Raw genomic sequence first — 15,481 nt, 5'->3', positions numbered from 1 at the left:
TATTTGTATTGTTTTCTGTTGCGTTATGGCAAATAATATCCCCTCAGGGAGAATTTTACCGCTTGAGATGCGTTATCCTGCCCACTGACAGACAGAGAATCCCTATTTCAGTCGAATAAAGTGTTATTTAGCTGAACGTCAGCGCGAAAAGTTAGTAAAATCAGTACAGGATAGCCGTGAGGGCCGCAGTAACTTTTTAGAGGAAATGGAATGCTTGAACTGTTTGACGTCAGTTACGAAGAGCTGCAAACCACACGTTCAGAAGAACTTTATAAGCTCAGAAAAAAAACTTTTAGCGACCGCCTGGGATGGGAAGTGGTATGCAGCCAGGGCATGGAGTCGGATGAGTTTGATGGGCCAGGGACGCGCTATATTCTGGGGATCTGTGAAGGGCAATTAGTGTGCAGCGTGCGCTTTACCTGCCTGGATCGGCCCAATATGATCACTCACACCTTCCAGCACTGTTTTAACGACGTCCCCCTGCCCGCCTGTGGCACGGAGTCAAGCCGCTTTTTCGTGGATAAAGCACGCGCACGCGAACTGCTGGGTGAACACTATCCTATTAGTCAGGTATTGTTTTTAGCGATGGTGAACTGGGCGCAGGATAACGCGTACAACCATATCTATACGATAGTCAGCCGGGCAATGCTGAAAATTTTGAAACGGTCCGGATGGCAAATCAGCGTCGTCAAAGAAGCTTTTCTGACTGAAAAGGAACGGATTTATCTGCTGACTCTGCCAGCCGGAGAAGAGGATAAACAACAACTGGGTGGCGATATTGTCTCACGTACGGGCTGTGCGCCCGTCGCGGTAACTACCTGGCCGCTGACGCTGCCGGTCTGATAAGGTCTAACTCCACACCCAGTCTTATAGCCTGTCGGGCGTTACTGACGCCCAATTTAACCACGACGTTTTTGATGTGGAACTTCACGGTACTGACGGAAATACCAGTAATGGCGGCAATTTCAGAATAGGTTTTACCCATGCTCGCCCAGTACAACACTTCATTTTCACGCGACGAAAAAATCGTTTTGTCGGCGTTCTGATTCACCGTCGGTGCTCTTTCGGCTTCTGTCCCGGCCAGTCGATACATCTGCTCATTAAAATCAATCAACAGCATCTGCATGGTGCCCTGCTCAGACGCAAGGCGCTGCTCCAGGGCTGCCTGATCGTTGCCCTTAATAATGACGGAGAGCAACGCGAGGTTGTTCATATGGTCATGGAGCACGTAGGTAAAGCCATTAACGATGTTGTACTGCTTTGATAATGAGAAAATTTTGGTAAACCGCAGATCGGACATCAGGGTAATGTTTTCATCCCAGGCAAACGGCGAGGTCCGTTTGAAGGCGGTGAGGATGACCGGATCGGTTAACTGAAAATTGTTGGCACGGTATAACCTGATCCATTCGTCAGGATAACTGGAAATAATCAGAACATTTGAAGGATTTTTTTTGCTCACCACCGTGTAAGCGTACTCAGGACTGCCAAGCGGAGATAACTTTCTCTGTATGTAAGTCTGAAGCGTATCCATTATTGTTTGATTTTCAAGAAAAAAAGAAAACATTCAGGCTCCATGCTGCTTCTTTTACTTAATGATGACATAACCTGCACTTTAGTACAGGTAAGATAATACTTAAGAATAACTTACAATGATTCATCCAGAGGTTACAATGGCTTCAAGTTGTTTAGCGGTAAAAAAAAACCTGACCTGCAAGGCCAGGTCGCTAAAACAGCCAACACCAGGGAAAAACTTTCCGGCCAGACGTCACAAACTATAAAGTGGTGCTGGCCGGGACACTCATAGTAACATCTTAGAAACATTTGTACAAACATTTAACATCACTCCGCATTGCTTTATTCTCCTCCTTAATCTCCTTTAATACAATCGCTTATTCATACTCGTCATAACTGCCCTGTTCTCAATAGCTTAGCGTAAGCAACCCGCGATTATTCGTCGCTGCTGTTCTCTTCCGTTTCGTGCCTGCGCCTGCCGCCAAAACACATAATCGATATATTCTGCTATTACCGCTGCGCTTAGCGGACATTATGTCGGGGAATTTGTCTGATAAAGTCCTTTTTTAACTGGCTTCGTGCATTAAATAAGCAGTTGAATGTGACAAACATCACATCTGTGCCAGGCTTAAGTACCTGACAACAGTTCAAGGAGCTCACTATGACGACGTCAAATAACGCAATTCTCGACCCAGATCGCTTTCCGAAGCCGCCATTCAGGCAGCAGCCGCAACAGGCACCCGGACTGGCCAGCGAAATGGACCCTGCTCCCGATCATGGTGAAAAAAGCTATCGCGGCCACGGTCGTCTTGCCGGACGTAAAGCGCTGATTACCGGCGGCGATTCAGGTATTGGTCGCGCCGTCGCCATTGCCTATGCACGTGAAGGGGCGGACGTAGCCATTAACTACCTGCCGGAAGAAGAGTCAGATGCGGTTGAAGTGGTTAAACTGATCGAGGCCGAAGGCCGTAAAGCGGTGGCGATTCCCGGCGATCTGCGTTCCGAAGCTTTTTGTCAGAAGCTGGTTAAAGAAGCGGCTGAGAAACTGGGCGGGCTGGATATTCTGGTTAACAACGCCGGACGTCAGCAGTTTAATGAATCCATTCGGACGCTGAGCACAGAAGACTTTGATGCCACCTTCAAAACCAATGTCTATGCGCCATTCTGGGTCACGAAAGCGGCACTGGCTTATCTGCCGCGCGGTGCATCTATTATTAACACCTCTTCTGTTCAGGCCTTTAAGCCCAGCGATATCCTGCTGGATTATGCCCAGACAAAAGCCTGTAACGTGGCCTTTACTAAGGCGCTGGCCAAACAGCTCGGCCCGGAAGGGATTCGCGTTAACGCGGTCGCCCCTGGCCCTTACTGGACGCCTCTGCAGCCGAGCGGCGGTCAGCCACAGGAGAAAGTGGAGCAGTTTGGTGCCGATGCACCGCTAGGCCGTCCAGGCCAGCCGGTAGAGATCGCCCCGCTCTACGTTACCCTGGCTTCAGATGAATGCAGCTTTGCATCTGGACAGGTATGGTGCTCTGACGGCGGTACCGGTACGCTCTAATCCGCATTGATCCCCTAATGGCCGCGCACAGCGGCCATTTTTTTAGTCTCTGCGTTACTGAATGGCCTCCAGGATGGCGGCAGCCGCTTTTATCCGCGCCGGGTTGGGGTAGTTTTTATTCGCCAGCATCACAACGCCGCTGTTCAACTGTGGGATAAAGACAATGTAGGCACCGAATCCGTTTGTGGAGCCGGTCTTATGAATCCAGCTGGCACGATTCGCCAGTTTGGGCGGGTTCAACAGCGTTGCCGGTTGTGCCTGTAGTGCCATGTTGTTGTCGCTGGCGTCAACGATCGTTTGGGTAGCCATCGGCCAGGGATAGATTTCCCAACCCAGCCCCTGAGACAGCTTGCCTGCCGTTAAGTAGCGCGACTGTGCCGTGATCATGCCATTTCGCAAAACGGTATTACCGGACGATAATCCGTTCGGATTTGCATTGGCCTGCATAAAGGTCATCATGTCGCGCGCGGTAGACTTCACGCCATAGGTTTCTGCTGACAGCATACCGGGCGAGACGCGCACCGGCTGTCCGTCTTTATATCCCCACGCATAGTCAAACATCATGGAAGCCGGAACCCTGTAAAAGGTGCGCGTCAGCCGCAATGGCGTAAAGACGTTCTTCTGCATCGCCTCTTCAAACTCACCTTTTATCATCAAATATCCCAGCAACCCCAGGCTGATATTGGAATAGCGGCGCTGCGTGCCGGGCGCGGCGTCAGGCTGCCACTGTTGCAGGTAAGTCAGCAACGTATCCTGGTCGGTCACGCTGGCGGGAAGCTGTAATGGCATGCCGCCAGCACTGTAGGTGGCAAGGTGCACCATTTTAATCGCCTGCCACTGGGGGCCTTTCAGGGCGGGCCAGTACTTTTGTACCGGGTCGTTGAGATGAAGTTGGCTGTTACGCATCATCACGCCCGCCAGTACGCCGGTAAACGTTTTGCTCACAGAACCCAGTTCAAACAACGTGTTTTCGGTTACGCGTCGATCGGATGCGGTATCGGCTACACCAAAGTTCAGGTACTGCGGGCGGCCTTTATACAGCACTGCGACCGACATGCCAGGTATCCCCTCCTGCTCCATCAGCGGCGTAATGATGTTCTTCACCCGCGAGGCAATGTCCTGCGAGGATAAATCTGCAGCGCTGCTGCTGGCGCTAAGGGCGACAAGTAATGCAGTAAGGTATCGTTTCATCAGCACTCATTCAGGTGGCAGGTTATTTACATTGAGCCGCGCATGATTGCACGCAAAGCTGTGCCTGGGTACTGCAGGCACCGGAATTACGCGTATTACAATGCGATTGCTCAACATAACAACGCGTCTGACAGCTGGAGAGATCACATTTTGCAGCGGCGAGCGTCAACTGAGGTAACGGCGCGCGTGGGGGAAACGTGGGTGCGGGTTGTGACAATGCGCTGCTGACCATCAGGCCGGACAGCAGCAAAGCAAGCAGATATTTCATAACCGATCTCCAGAGAAACGCGTCAGTTAAGTATGGTGACTCTGGCGCGTAACGTCTGATAAATCTTACTAAATTGAGATCGCGGGTGGATGTTCAACAACATCGACGACGCCACGACGATAAATTTCGTTAAGGCGCGCGCAATACTGGCGCGGATCGTGCTGCTGTTTAATGCGTAAAATCGATCCTTCAGCCTTTTCCGTTAATACCTGTGGATGCGCCAGGATATCCAGCAGTGTTGATTTTAGGCCGTCAATTAACGCCCGGCGCAGACGGTGTTTATCAGCTTCGCTGTTGACCTGATATTCGCGATCGTCATTCAGCGTACCGCCAATCGTCCAGCCTGCACTGGCAGGATTAATTTCCGGCAGCGCGCGCACATTACTGGTTAATACCGGGCACCCGCTCGCCTGCATTTCCAGTACCGAAAAGCCGTAGGTTTCCTGCCAGGTGGGTAATAAGCCAAGATCGCTGCGCTGGAACAGTTTCAACAGTTCCGGATTCGCCATCTGAGAGTGATGGGTAATAAAGCTGAGGCGGGAAATGCGATCCTGAATCGTGCGATAAAAGGCGTCATCGTCCTGGAACTGACGGTGTGCCACATTATGCCGCTTATTCAGGTCACCAATAAGCTGAACGTCTAGCTGCGACGCATCAATCTGGCCGGCTTCGACCAGTTCGCTCAGCGCCAGCACAATTTCTGCGCCACCTTTGCGATAAAACTCGTTGCCGACAAACACCAGACGGATGTTGTCACTCTGGTGTGCAGTTTTTTCTGGGGTAAACAACGTTTGCGGCGGATGCATCACCAGGGTTTTGGCACGAATTTTTGCGGCGACATCGGGTTTAAACAGCTTCATCTGAATATGAAGCGTGGCCTCTGAAATGGCAATCAGGCCGAAACAGTTGTCTTTCAGTAAATACGGAATCAGGCGCTTTAATTCTGGGTTGTCCTGTTTGGCAACCCCCGCCACCGGCAGCACGCGCGGCAGTTCTGTTTCAAATGTCGCCACCCAGTTCATCTGGGTGATCGCCACTTCATTAAACAGATGCAAAATATCGGGCTTCTGCCCCATTGCAAATGGCACAGGTAAAAAGACAAAGCTTTTATTTTTTTTCAATAAACGGGTACGCAGCGGATTGAGGAAATAGAAAACGTTACGTTTTTTCAGGTTGATATAGTCGTTTTCCGGATTGACCAAAATATTGCGCTGCTCCGGATAGTGATTGTTACTTATTCCGATTTTCATGGAGGATTCCGAAGTCATTGTGAGGGCGAACGTGATCTATATCACGCTAAATATGAAACGGATTATAGGTAACATCTTAAAAACGCAGGGTTACTGTGGTTTACAGATTTCTCTGCACCGGCCAGGTGCAGATCGTTGCACAGCTACCGTGCATCGACTGAGGTTATCTGTTGTGTTATCCCGACAGATTCAGGCATCCGGCCCTTTTCGCTTCTGGTACAAAAGTTGCAAATTACTGATATGTACACAGGAGATAACATATGAAAGCGATCGTCATTGGTGGCGGAATGGGTGGGATGACCGCCGCACTGGCTCTGGAACAGGCCGGTTTCGAAACTGAAGTTTATGAGGCGGTCAAAACGATACGGCCTGTTGGCGCGGCGATTTCTGTCTGGCCAAACGGCGTGAAGTGCCTTAATGCACTGGGACTGAAAGAAAAAGTCCGCGCTCTGGGCGGTAACATGGCGTTTATGGCCTATCAAGACGCGTTTTCGGGTGACACGCTGACCCGCTTTAGCCTGGCACCGCTGGTGCAACAGGTGGGCGAATTTCCCTACCCCATCGCCCGCGCGGAGCTTCAGGCGATGCTGCTGGATGCTTATGGCCGCAGTCGGGTGAATTTTGGCAAACGTATCGTCCAGGTGGAGCAGTACGCCAGCGGCGTTATCGCCACCTTTGACGATAACAGCCAGGCGCAAGGCGACTTTCTGGTCGCGGCTGACGGGACGCATTCGGTGATCCGCGATTATGTACTGGATGAAAAATTGCCACGCCGCTACGCGGGCTATGTGAACTGGAACGGTCTGGTCAGGATTGATGAGTCCATCGCGCCCGCTGATCAATGGACAACCTTTGTGGGTGATGGCAAGCGCGTTTCACTGATGCCGGTAAGTGGTAATCGTTTTTACTTCTTCTTCGATGTCCCGCTGCCCGCCGGTCTGGAGCAGGATCGTTCAACGATGCGGGACGATTTGCGCCACTATTTCAGCGACTGGTCTGAACCCGTGCAAAAGCTTATTTCGGCAATTGACGTGGACACCACCAACCGGGTCGAAATTCACGACATTGAACCTTTTCAGCGTTTTGTTAAAGGCCGGGTGGTATTGCTTGGCGACGCGGCACACAGCACCACGCCCGATATCGGCCAGGGCGGTTGTGCTGCCATGGAAGATGCCATTGTGCTGGCGTCCGCGCTGTCTGCGCATTCGCTTGGCATCGAGGATGCGCTACTGCGTTACCAGATGCGCCGTGTCGAGCGCGTTAAGGATTTGGTGTTGAAAGCGCGTAAACGCTGTGACATCACCCATGCTAAAGATCCCCAGATGACCTCGGCGTGGTATCAGTCGCTGAAGACGGAAACCGGTGAACGGGTACTGGCTGGGTTGTGCGAAACCATTGAAGGCGGCCCGTTGGGTTAATAAAACAGGGCGGCATCGCCGCCCTTTCGCTTCTCGCTTATTCCGCTAAGCCGCGGTTTTTCAACATAGGTTCGAGCTGCGGCTCACCGCCGCGCCAGGCTTCATACAACGCTTTAAGATCGCTGCTGTTGCCGCGTGACAAAATCTTTTGTCGAAAGATATCGCCATTTTCCCGCGTCAAGCCACCCTGTTCGACAAACCACTGGTAGCCGTCGTCGGCCAGCATCTGGGTCCAGATATAGGCATAATAACCCGCAGAATAGCCGCCGCCCCAGATATGCTGAAAATAGCTGGAGCGATAGCGTGGGGGAACGGCAGCCAAATCAATATCGTCGCTGCGTAACGCCTGCTGCTCGAATCCGTCAACGGACTGCACCGGCGTTCGACCGTCAAGGCTGTGCCAGTGAAGGTCCAGTAGTGCGGCAGCCAGCAGCTCGGTCATCTCATAACCTTTGTTGAATTTACCTGCCCTGATGATTTTTTCATGCAGCGCCACCGGCATGGGTTCGCCGGTCTGGTAATGCCGGGCGAAATGGCGAAACACCTGCGGCTCACTTGCCCAGTGCTCGTTAATCTGCGAGGGGAACTCGACGAAATCACGCGGCGTTTCCGTTCCTGACAGGCTGGGATAACGCTGACTGGCAAACAGGCCATGCAACGTATGACCGAACTCATGGAACAGGGTAATAACCTCATCCCAGCTCAGGAGTGCGGGCTCACCGTCGGCGGGTTTGGTGTAGTTACAGACGTTGTAGATCACCGGTTTGGCGTCGAGCAGCGTGGACTGGTTAACAAAGTTGCTCATCCATGCGCCGCCGCCTTTACTGTCACGCTTGAAGAAATCGGTATAAAACAGCGCCAACCCACTGCCGTCAACATCAAAAATTTCATATACCTGTACGTCTGGATGGTAAACCGGCAGATCGTGACGCGGGGCAAACTGAATACCATAGAGCTGGGTCGCAGCCCAAAACACGCCATTTTCGAGCACCGTGTTGAGTTCAAAATAGGGTTTGATCTGGCTTTCATCCAGATCGTACTGTGCCCGCCGCACCTGTTCTGCATAAAAATTCCAGTCCCATGCGCTGAGCGTGAAGTTGCCCTGCTGGCTGTCGATGGTTTGCTGAATGGCCGAGGCTTCCCGCTCCGCACGGGCTCGGGCGGCGGGAACGATATTACGCATAAAGGCGAAGGCAGCATCCGGGGTTTTTGCCATCTGATCCTGTAACTGCCAGGCGGCAAAGCTGGCAAATCCCAGTAGTTTCGCCTGCTCAGCGCGCACCTGTGCCAGACGCAACACCAGCGCTCGCGTGTCGTTGTCATCGCCTTTCTCACTGCGCGTCATGGCGGCATGGAACAAGGCCTGCCGCGTCGCGCGGTCTTCCAGAGACTGAAGCGCAGGCTGTTGCGTGGTATTTTGCAGTACCAGCCACCAGGCATTCTCCAGGCCACGCGCGCGGGCAGCCGCCTGGGCGACGGCCAGATCGGACGGGCTCAGCCCCGCGAGTTGCTGGACATCATTCACCATCAACCCGCCCGCCTTGGTAGCGGCCAGCAGCTTGTTGGTAAACTGCGTGCTGAGTCGGGCCGCTTCCTGGTTCAGCGCCTTTAACTGCTGCTTTTGCGCTTCCGGCAGGTTCGCCCCCGCCAGCTGAAAGCGCTGCCATAGCACGTCGACCAGGCGTTTCGATTCGGCATCAAGTTGGTTGCGCTGCAAATAGACCTGATCGATGCGTGAGAACAGCGGCCGGTTCAGCATGATCTCATCGTTTAGTGCGGTGAGCTGTGGCGCGATGTCCTCGTCAATCTGCTGAAGATAGGGGCTGGTATGGGCGGAGGTCATCGCGTTGAACACCAGGCTTACGCGGGTCAGCAGTTGGCCGCTTTTCTCCAGCGCCTCGCAGGTGTTAATAAAGGTCGGCGTATCAGGATCGGTGGCGATGGCCTGCACTTCCTGGCGCTTTTCTTCAATACCGGCCTGCAGCGCAGGGAGAAAGTCGGTTTCCTGAATCTGATCAAAGGGTGGCGTGTGATAAGGCAAACTGCTGACGCTAAAAAAAGGATTTTGACGGGCGTTCATAGGCGCTCCTGGAGAACAACACAGAGTCTCATAGTGGCAGGTTGCCTTTGACAGAACAACCTACCCGCGTGGTTGTTGATACACCGCGATAATTTCCCCCGCAATCGCGACGGCGATTTCGGCGGGCAGCTTCCCTTTGACATCGGGTAAGCCCATGGGACAGCGCAGGCGCGCCAGCCGGTCTTCACTAATCCCTTTGCCTTCCAGCCGGTAGCGAAAGCGCTGACTTTTGCTTTGCGAACCGATGACGCCGGCATAGCGAAAATCACCCCGCCGCAGGATAGCCTCGCACAGGGCAAGATCCAGCGGATGATGGTGGGTCATAACGATATAATAGCTTCCGGGGGCCGCCCCGGCCACGCAGTCCAGGGGATCGTCGGGCTGCTGGACGTTGACGCCAGGCGGCACCGACACAAACTGGTTATCCCGACTGTCAATCCAGTTAACGTGACAGGGTAACGTCGCCAGCAGGCTAACCAGCGCCTGACCGACATGACCGGCACCAAACACCAGGATTTCTGGCTGCGCCTGCATGAGCGGTTCAAACAGAATCGTGGTCATTCCGCCGCAGCACTGCCCCAGTCGCGCGCCCAGGCTGAACTCTTCGGTATGGGGGCGCCGCTCTCCACCTTCTAACAGCGCCCGTGCCTGAGCGATGCACTGAAACTCCAGGTGACCGCCACCGATGGTGAGAAAGGTTTCACTGTCCGTCACCACCATCTTGGCACCACCGTCACGCGGTACTGAGCCTCGGTCTTTCAGCACGGTGATCAGTACGCAGTGTTGCCGCTTCTGGCGCAGGTCGTGCAGAATGGCAATCCAGTCATGATAAATCATCCGCACCTCCGGTCATGCGCTGTACGCCCCAGAATACCCGCTCCGGCGTGGCGGGCGCATCCAGCCCGGGATGCAGGCGATAACCGGCCACGCTGGCCACCGCATCCTGCAATGCACACCAGGCGGCGATCCCCAGCATGAAAGGCGGTTCGCCCACGGCTTTCGAATGAAAAACCGTGTCCTGCGGGTTCTTGCGGTTTTCCACCAGGGTGACGCGCATGTCGGCCGGTACATCACTGATGGCAGGAATTTTGTAGCTCGCGGGGCCGTCAGTCATCAACTGGCCCTGGTCATTCCAGACCAGTTCTTCACAGGTCAGCCAGCCCAGCCCCTGTACAAATCCGCCTTCAACCTGTCCGATGTCGATAGCCGGATTCAGCGACGCGCCCACATCGTGCAGAATATCCGCCCGTAGCAGCCGGTATTCACCCGTCAGCGTATCAATAATCACCTCACAGCAGGCCGCACCGTAGGCGAAGTAGTAAAAAGGTTCGCCGCGACCGGCCTGGCGATCGTAATGAATGCCGGGCACGCGATAATAGCCGGTAGCCGAAAGCGGCACCTGGTTCAGCCAGGCAAGCTGGGCGACCTGAGCAAAGGTGTAATAGTGATCTGCCGCCCGAACGATGCCGTTGCTGAAATTCACCGCATCTGGCGCGCACGCGTGCAGCGTGCACAACATGTTCGTCATGCGCTCACGCAGGATTTCGGCGGCGTTCTGTGCCGCTTTGCCGTTAAGATCTGTGCCACTGGACGCCGCCGTCGGCGAGGTGTTGGGTACTTTACCCGTATCGGTGGCGGTGATTTGAATGCGATCGACCTCAATTTGCAGCACCTGGGCGACAATCTGCGCCACTTTGGTGTTGAGTCCCTGACCCATTTCCGTCCCGCCATGGTTGAGCTGCACCGTACCGTCGGTATAGATCAGAATCAGCGCCCCGGCCTGATTAAGGAAACTGGAGGTAAAGGAAATACCGAATTTAACCGGCGTCAGCGCCAGTCCGCGTTTCAGCACGGGATGCGTCGCGTTAAACGCTGCGATGGCTTCGCGCCGGGCATAATAGTCACTGCTGGTTTCCAGCTGCGCCGTGATCTCATCCAGCAGATTGTCTTTCACCTGCTGGTGGTAATGGGTGATATTGCGCTCATGTTTGCCGTAATAGTTGCGTTTGCGCAGTGTGAGCGGGTCCAGCCCCCGTTCACGGGCGATGTGGTCCATGATTTGTTCGATGGCGACCATGCCCTGCGGACCGCCGAAGCCGCGAAAAGCCGTATTGGATGCGGTATTGGTACGACAACGGTAGCCCGTGATCAACGCATCCCCAAGGTAATAGGCGTTATCCGCATGAAACATGGCCCGATCCACTATCGATCCGCTCAGATCGAGCGAGTAGCCGCAGTTCCCGGCAAGATCGATTTTTACACCGCACAGCCGTCCGTCGTCGTCCACGCCCACATCGTAACGCACATAAAAAGGATGCCGTTTGCCGGTAATACGCATGTCATCACGCCGGGCCAGGCGCATTTTAACCGCGCGCCCGGTCAGGTTCGCCGCAACCGCACACAGGCAGGCAACGCTCGCCGCCTGGGTTTCTTTGCCGCCAAATCCCCCGCCCATGCGCCGCATATCAATCGTCACTTTGTTCATGCTGATGCCCATGACCTCCGCCACCAGCTTTTGAATTTCCGTTGGATTTTGCGTGGAGCAAAAGACCTGCAGCGCATCGTCTTCACCGGGGATGACCATTGCCGTCTGGGTTTCCAGATAAAAGTGCTCTTGTCCGCCGATATGAAATGCGCCCTGAACGCGGTGCGGGGCACGCGCCAGCGCCGCCTCGACGTCACCGCGCTGGTGGATGTGGGGTTCCTGGACAAAGCTGCCCTGTTGCAGCGCCTGTTCCACGTCCAGTAATGCGGGCAGAACCTCATACTCGATGATGGCCGCCATCGCGCCCTGCCTGGCCGCGTCTGGCGTTTCGGCCAGGACGGCAAGAATGATCTGCCCAACGTATTCGACTTTTTCCTGCGCCAGCAGCGGATCGCCGGGCTGCAGCGGCCCGACGTCGTTTACCCCGGGCACCTCTTGCCAGGTCAGGACGCGCACCACGCCGGGAATGGCATAGCACGGCTGCACGTCAACCTGCGTGATGCGGGCATGTGCATGTTCACTCAGGCGAGGACAGAGATGCAGCAGGCCGGGCTGCTCCGCTTTATCATCGATATACATCGCTTCGCCAGACACATGTTTATCGGCGCTTTCATGTTTATTGCTGCGCCCCACGCCGCTGCTGATGTCACGCGCATGGGCAATGGGTAAGGCGGAATCGGGCAATGCCGGACGGTTATGAGACATAGCGGCTTACCTCGGTAATGGATAATCCATTCAGGCGGTAGAAATAACGGCGCAGTAGGTTGCCCGCCACCTGCAGGCGGTAATCGGCACTGGCGCGGAAGTCGCTGAGCGGCTGGAAGGTTTCTGCCAGCGCCTGGCAGGCCTTTGCCATCGTTTCTGCGGTTAAGGGTAATCCGACGATGGCCTGCTCACAGCCCGCCGCGCGCACTGGCGTTGCTGCCATACCGCCAAAGGCGATGCGCGCCGCGGTGACAACGCCGTTCTCGGTCTGGATGTTAAAGGCGGCAAACACGGCCGAAATATCATCATCCAGACGTTTTGACACCTTCCAGGCCACAAAATCAGGTGACACCGTCACTTTTGGAATGATGATGCTATGAATAAATTCCCCTGCCTCCAGCACGGTTTGGCGGTAATCGGTAAAAAAGTCGTCGAGTGACAAGGTGCGTTGCGTGTTGCCTTTCTGCAGAAGCAAGGAAGCATTTAACGCCAGCAGCGTAGGTGAAGCATCGCCAATCGGGGACGCATTCGCAAGATTACCGCCCAGCGTGCCGAGCTGACGAATTTGCAGTGAGGCAAAACGCGTCAGCATCTCGGTCAAACCCGGTATGCGCGTCGCCATAAAATCGGCGATTTTTTCCAGCGAGGCCGCGGCTCCCAGCCGATAATACGCGTCATCCTCATGGCACACTTTCAGCGCATCAACCTGTCCTAGCGCAATCATTAACGGAATGCTCTGGTAACGCTGGGTGATCAGCAGGCTGAGATCGGTGCCCCCTGCCAGCAACGCGGCGTCGGGCTGCGCCGCGTAGAGCGTGGCGAGCTGTTCAACGGTTTTGGGGATATAGCAGTAGCGGCCTTTGTCCTGCACCACCTGGACTTCCTGGCTATTCAGCGCGGTCAGGCGCTCAACCACCTTCTCTTCCTGCCGATCAAAGCGGTCAGGCTGCGGCTGCGTCACCACCTGCTCGGCTGCCGCCATGATGGAACGATAGCCGGTGCAGCGGCACAGGTTGCCGGCCAGCGCGTGCTCTGCCTGCTGACGATCCCAGCCATGATTGTTTTTCTGCAAACTGAACAACGACATCACAAAACCCGGTGTGCAGAAGCCACACTGTGAACCGTGGCAGTCCACCATGGCCTGCTGAGCGGGATGCAGGGTTTTGCCCTGACGTAAATCTTCAACCGTAATAAGCTGTTTGCCCTGTAATCCACTCACCAGCATCAGGCAGCTGTTAACGGTCTGATACTGTAATTTTCCGTCTACCACACTGCCCAGCGTCACGCTGCAGGCACCACAATCACCAGAAGCACAGCCTTCTTTGGTTCCACAGCGGCGCTTGTGGGTGCGCAGATAAGACAGCACTGTCAGATTAGGATCGATCTGTTCTTCGGTAATCGGTAAATCGTTAAGTAGGAACTGAATCATGCGGCATTCTCCCTTGTGGCGGATTGCCAGACTGGCTGACCGTTAACCCAGGTCTGAACGATGTTTCTGTCATCGCCCAGGGTCATCAGCACAAACAGTTTCTCCCAGATATCCTTGCAGTTACTCATGCGCAGCTTTTGCAACGGGGAAACGGCCATATCCAGCACGACAAAATCGGCTTCTTTACCTGGTAAAAAATTACCAATGTGCTGGTCAAGATCCAGGGCATGAGCACCGCCCAGCGTGGCATGATAAAAGGCTTCTGCCGCACTCAGCCTGTATTGTTGCAGCTGGCCGACCTTGTAGGCTTCCCCCAGCGTTTGCAACATATTAAAGGTGGTTCCCGCCCCCACATCGGTGCCCATGCCGACGTTAATGCCCTGCTGCCAGCTGCGTTTGATATTAAACAGGCCGCTTCCCAGAAACAGGTTTGAGGTCGGACAAAAGGCAATGGCGGAATCGGTATCATGCAGGCACTGCCATTCATGATTTTCCAGATGCAGGCAGTGCGCAAACACACTGCGACGACCGGTCAGCTGGTATTGGTGGTAAACGTCGAGATAGCCATTGTGGTCGGGGAACAGCGCTCTCACCCAGGCCACCTCCTGCGGGTTTTCGCTGAGGTGCGTATGGAGCCAGACATCAGGATAGGCCGTACGAAGCGTCTGCACTTTTTCCAGCAAGGCGGGCGAAGACGTAGGCGCAAAACGCGGCGTAAGGGCATAGCCCAGGCGGCCCCGCTGGTGCCAGCGTTCAATCAGCGCACGGGTTTGCTGATAGCTTTCTTCCGGCGTTTCGACGAGGTAATCGGGCGCGTTGCGATCCATCATCACTTTTCCGGCAATGATGCGCATATTCAGCGCTTCAGCCGCGCTGAATAAAGCCTCTACCGACTGAGGATGAACCGTGCCAAAGATCAACGCGCTGGTGGTGCCGTTGGCCAGCAGTTGGTGAAGAAAAAATGCCGACATTTGCGCGGCATGTTCCGGGCAGCGGTACTGGCCTTCCACCGGGAACGTATACTGATTCAGCCATTCGAGAAGCTGTTCACCAAAGGCACCGATCATTTCCGTTTGGGGATAGTGGATATGGCAGTCGACAAAACCCGGCATGATCAACTTACCGCGCAAATCGATGACGGCGTCTGGACGCAGGCTGTCGCTCACCTCATGCCAGTCATGCAGCGCCACGACGCGGCCCTCACGTAAAATGAGCAGGCCATCGTCGATATAACGCGCCTGGGCTAAAATAGCCTCAGGATCTTTTGCCACGTCGACGAAATCGAAAAAGCTGGCGCGAATCGCTGTGTCCGGGCTTGTAAACATAGGGTTTCCTCTTACCGGACGCATCATCTCCTCGTCCTGTTCATTTAACACTGTCTATATGTAATCACTTTGCAAGAGTCGTGCCAGCAGCGATTTAATTAAAATCCTTTATTTTCATAAAGATAGATGGATTTCTTTGTTGCGCAACTTTTATGCTGACAAAATCACCACGCAACCGATTGCTCACCCAAGGCAATCGGTTGCTAACCCATCAGCCGCCTGAATGCTTCCCCGGCAGCGTCGGGCACTGCACGGTTTCAGTG

The 15,481-nt window shown here is 54.5% G+C and carries 11 protein-coding genes; 3 read left to right on the top strand and 8 right to left on the bottom strand.

Annotated features, from left to right (window positions below):
* Positions 1-210: 210 nt before the first annotated feature.
* Positions 211-843: an acyl-homoserine-lactone synthase gene (locus CMR03_RS01840; protein ID WP_096010579.1), complete on the top strand. Its 633-nt coding sequence runs from the start codon at positions 211-213 to the stop codon at positions 841-843.
* Here CMR03_RS01840 and CMR03_RS01835 read toward each other — a convergent pair.
* Positions 815-1,564: a helix-turn-helix transcriptional regulator gene (locus CMR03_RS01835; protein WP_096010578.1), complete on the bottom strand. Its 750-nt coding sequence runs from the start codon at positions 1,562-1,564 to the stop codon at positions 815-817. The two genes, CMR03_RS01840 and CMR03_RS01835, sit on opposite strands and share 29 nt — an antisense overlap.
* A 609-nt stretch (positions 1,565-2,173) precedes the next feature.
* On the opposite strand from CMR03_RS01835, the gene CMR03_RS01830 reads away from it, so the two are divergent.
* A complete protein-coding gene (locus CMR03_RS01830; RefSeq protein ID WP_096010577.1) occupies positions 2,174-3,067 on the top strand; it encodes an SDR family oxidoreductase in 894 nt (297 codons plus the stop codon).
* Between the two features lie 54 nt (positions 3,068-3,121).
* On the opposite strand, the gene ampC is transcribed toward CMR03_RS01830, so the two are convergent.
* Both ampC and CMR03_RS01815 read right to left on the bottom strand, forming a co-directional pair.
* A complete protein-coding gene (gene ampC / locus CMR03_RS01825) occupies positions 3,122-4,261 on the bottom strand; it encodes a class C beta-lactamase (protein WP_279627522.1) in 1,140 nt (379 codons plus the stop codon).
* Between the two features lie 333 nt (positions 4,262-4,594).
* A complete protein-coding gene (locus CMR03_RS01815; RefSeq protein WP_096010574.1) occupies positions 4,595-5,776 on the bottom strand; it encodes a glycosyltransferase in 1,182 nt (393 codons plus the stop codon).
* A 260-nt stretch (positions 5,777-6,036) separates the two neighbouring features.
* Here CMR03_RS01815 and hpxO point away from each other — a divergent pair, with 260 nt between their 5' ends.
* On the top strand, positions 6,037-7,194 hold the full coding sequence (gene hpxO, locus CMR03_RS01810) for an FAD-dependent urate hydroxylase HpxO (protein ID WP_096010573.1): 1,158 nt from the start codon (positions 6,037-6,039) through the stop codon (positions 7,192-7,194).
* Between the two features lie 37 nt (positions 7,195-7,231).
* Here the strand turns inward: hpxO and dcp are convergent, their stop codons facing one another.
* The 5 genes from dcp to guaD are packed head-to-tail and all read right to left on the bottom strand — an operon-like array spanning position 7,232 to position 15,218.
* Complete coding sequence (gene dcp, locus CMR03_RS01805; RefSeq protein ID WP_096010572.1) at positions 7,232-9,274, bottom strand: peptidyl-dipeptidase Dcp; 2,043 nt, start codon at positions 9,272-9,274, stop codon at positions 7,232-7,234.
* Between the two features lie 60 nt (positions 9,275-9,334).
* Entirely contained in the window at positions 9,335-10,111 is a 777-nt protein-coding gene (gene xdhC / locus CMR03_RS01800) for a xanthine dehydrogenase accessory protein XdhC (protein WP_096010571.1), read from the bottom strand.
* A complete protein-coding gene (gene xdhB, locus CMR03_RS01795; RefSeq protein ID WP_096010570.1) occupies positions 10,098-12,464 on the bottom strand; it encodes a xanthine dehydrogenase molybdopterin binding subunit in 2,367 nt (788 codons plus the stop codon). The genes xdhC and xdhB overlap by 14 nt, the downstream gene beginning before the upstream one ends.
* The gene (gene xdhA, locus CMR03_RS01790; protein ID WP_096010569.1) at positions 12,454-13,893 is read right to left on the bottom strand and encodes a xanthine dehydrogenase small subunit; all 1,440 of its coding nucleotides are present in this window, start codon (positions 13,891-13,893) and stop codon (positions 12,454-12,456) included. Before xdhA ends, xdhB begins: the two co-directional genes overlap by 11 nt.
* Positions 13,890-15,218, bottom strand: a complete 1,329-nt coding sequence (gene guaD, locus CMR03_RS01785) for a guanine deaminase (protein WP_096010568.1) — start codon at positions 15,216-15,218, stop codon at positions 13,890-13,892. Before guaD ends, xdhA begins: the two co-directional genes overlap by 4 nt.
* Positions 15,219-15,481: the final 263 nt, after the last annotated feature.

This window comes from Pantoea allii (assembly GCF_002307475.1).
Classification (GTDB): Bacteria; Pseudomonadota; Gammaproteobacteria; order Enterobacterales; family Enterobacteriaceae; genus Pantoea; species Pantoea allii.
Note: the sequence above shows the minus strand (reverse complement) of the source record. Positions and strands in the feature narration are given on the sequence as shown.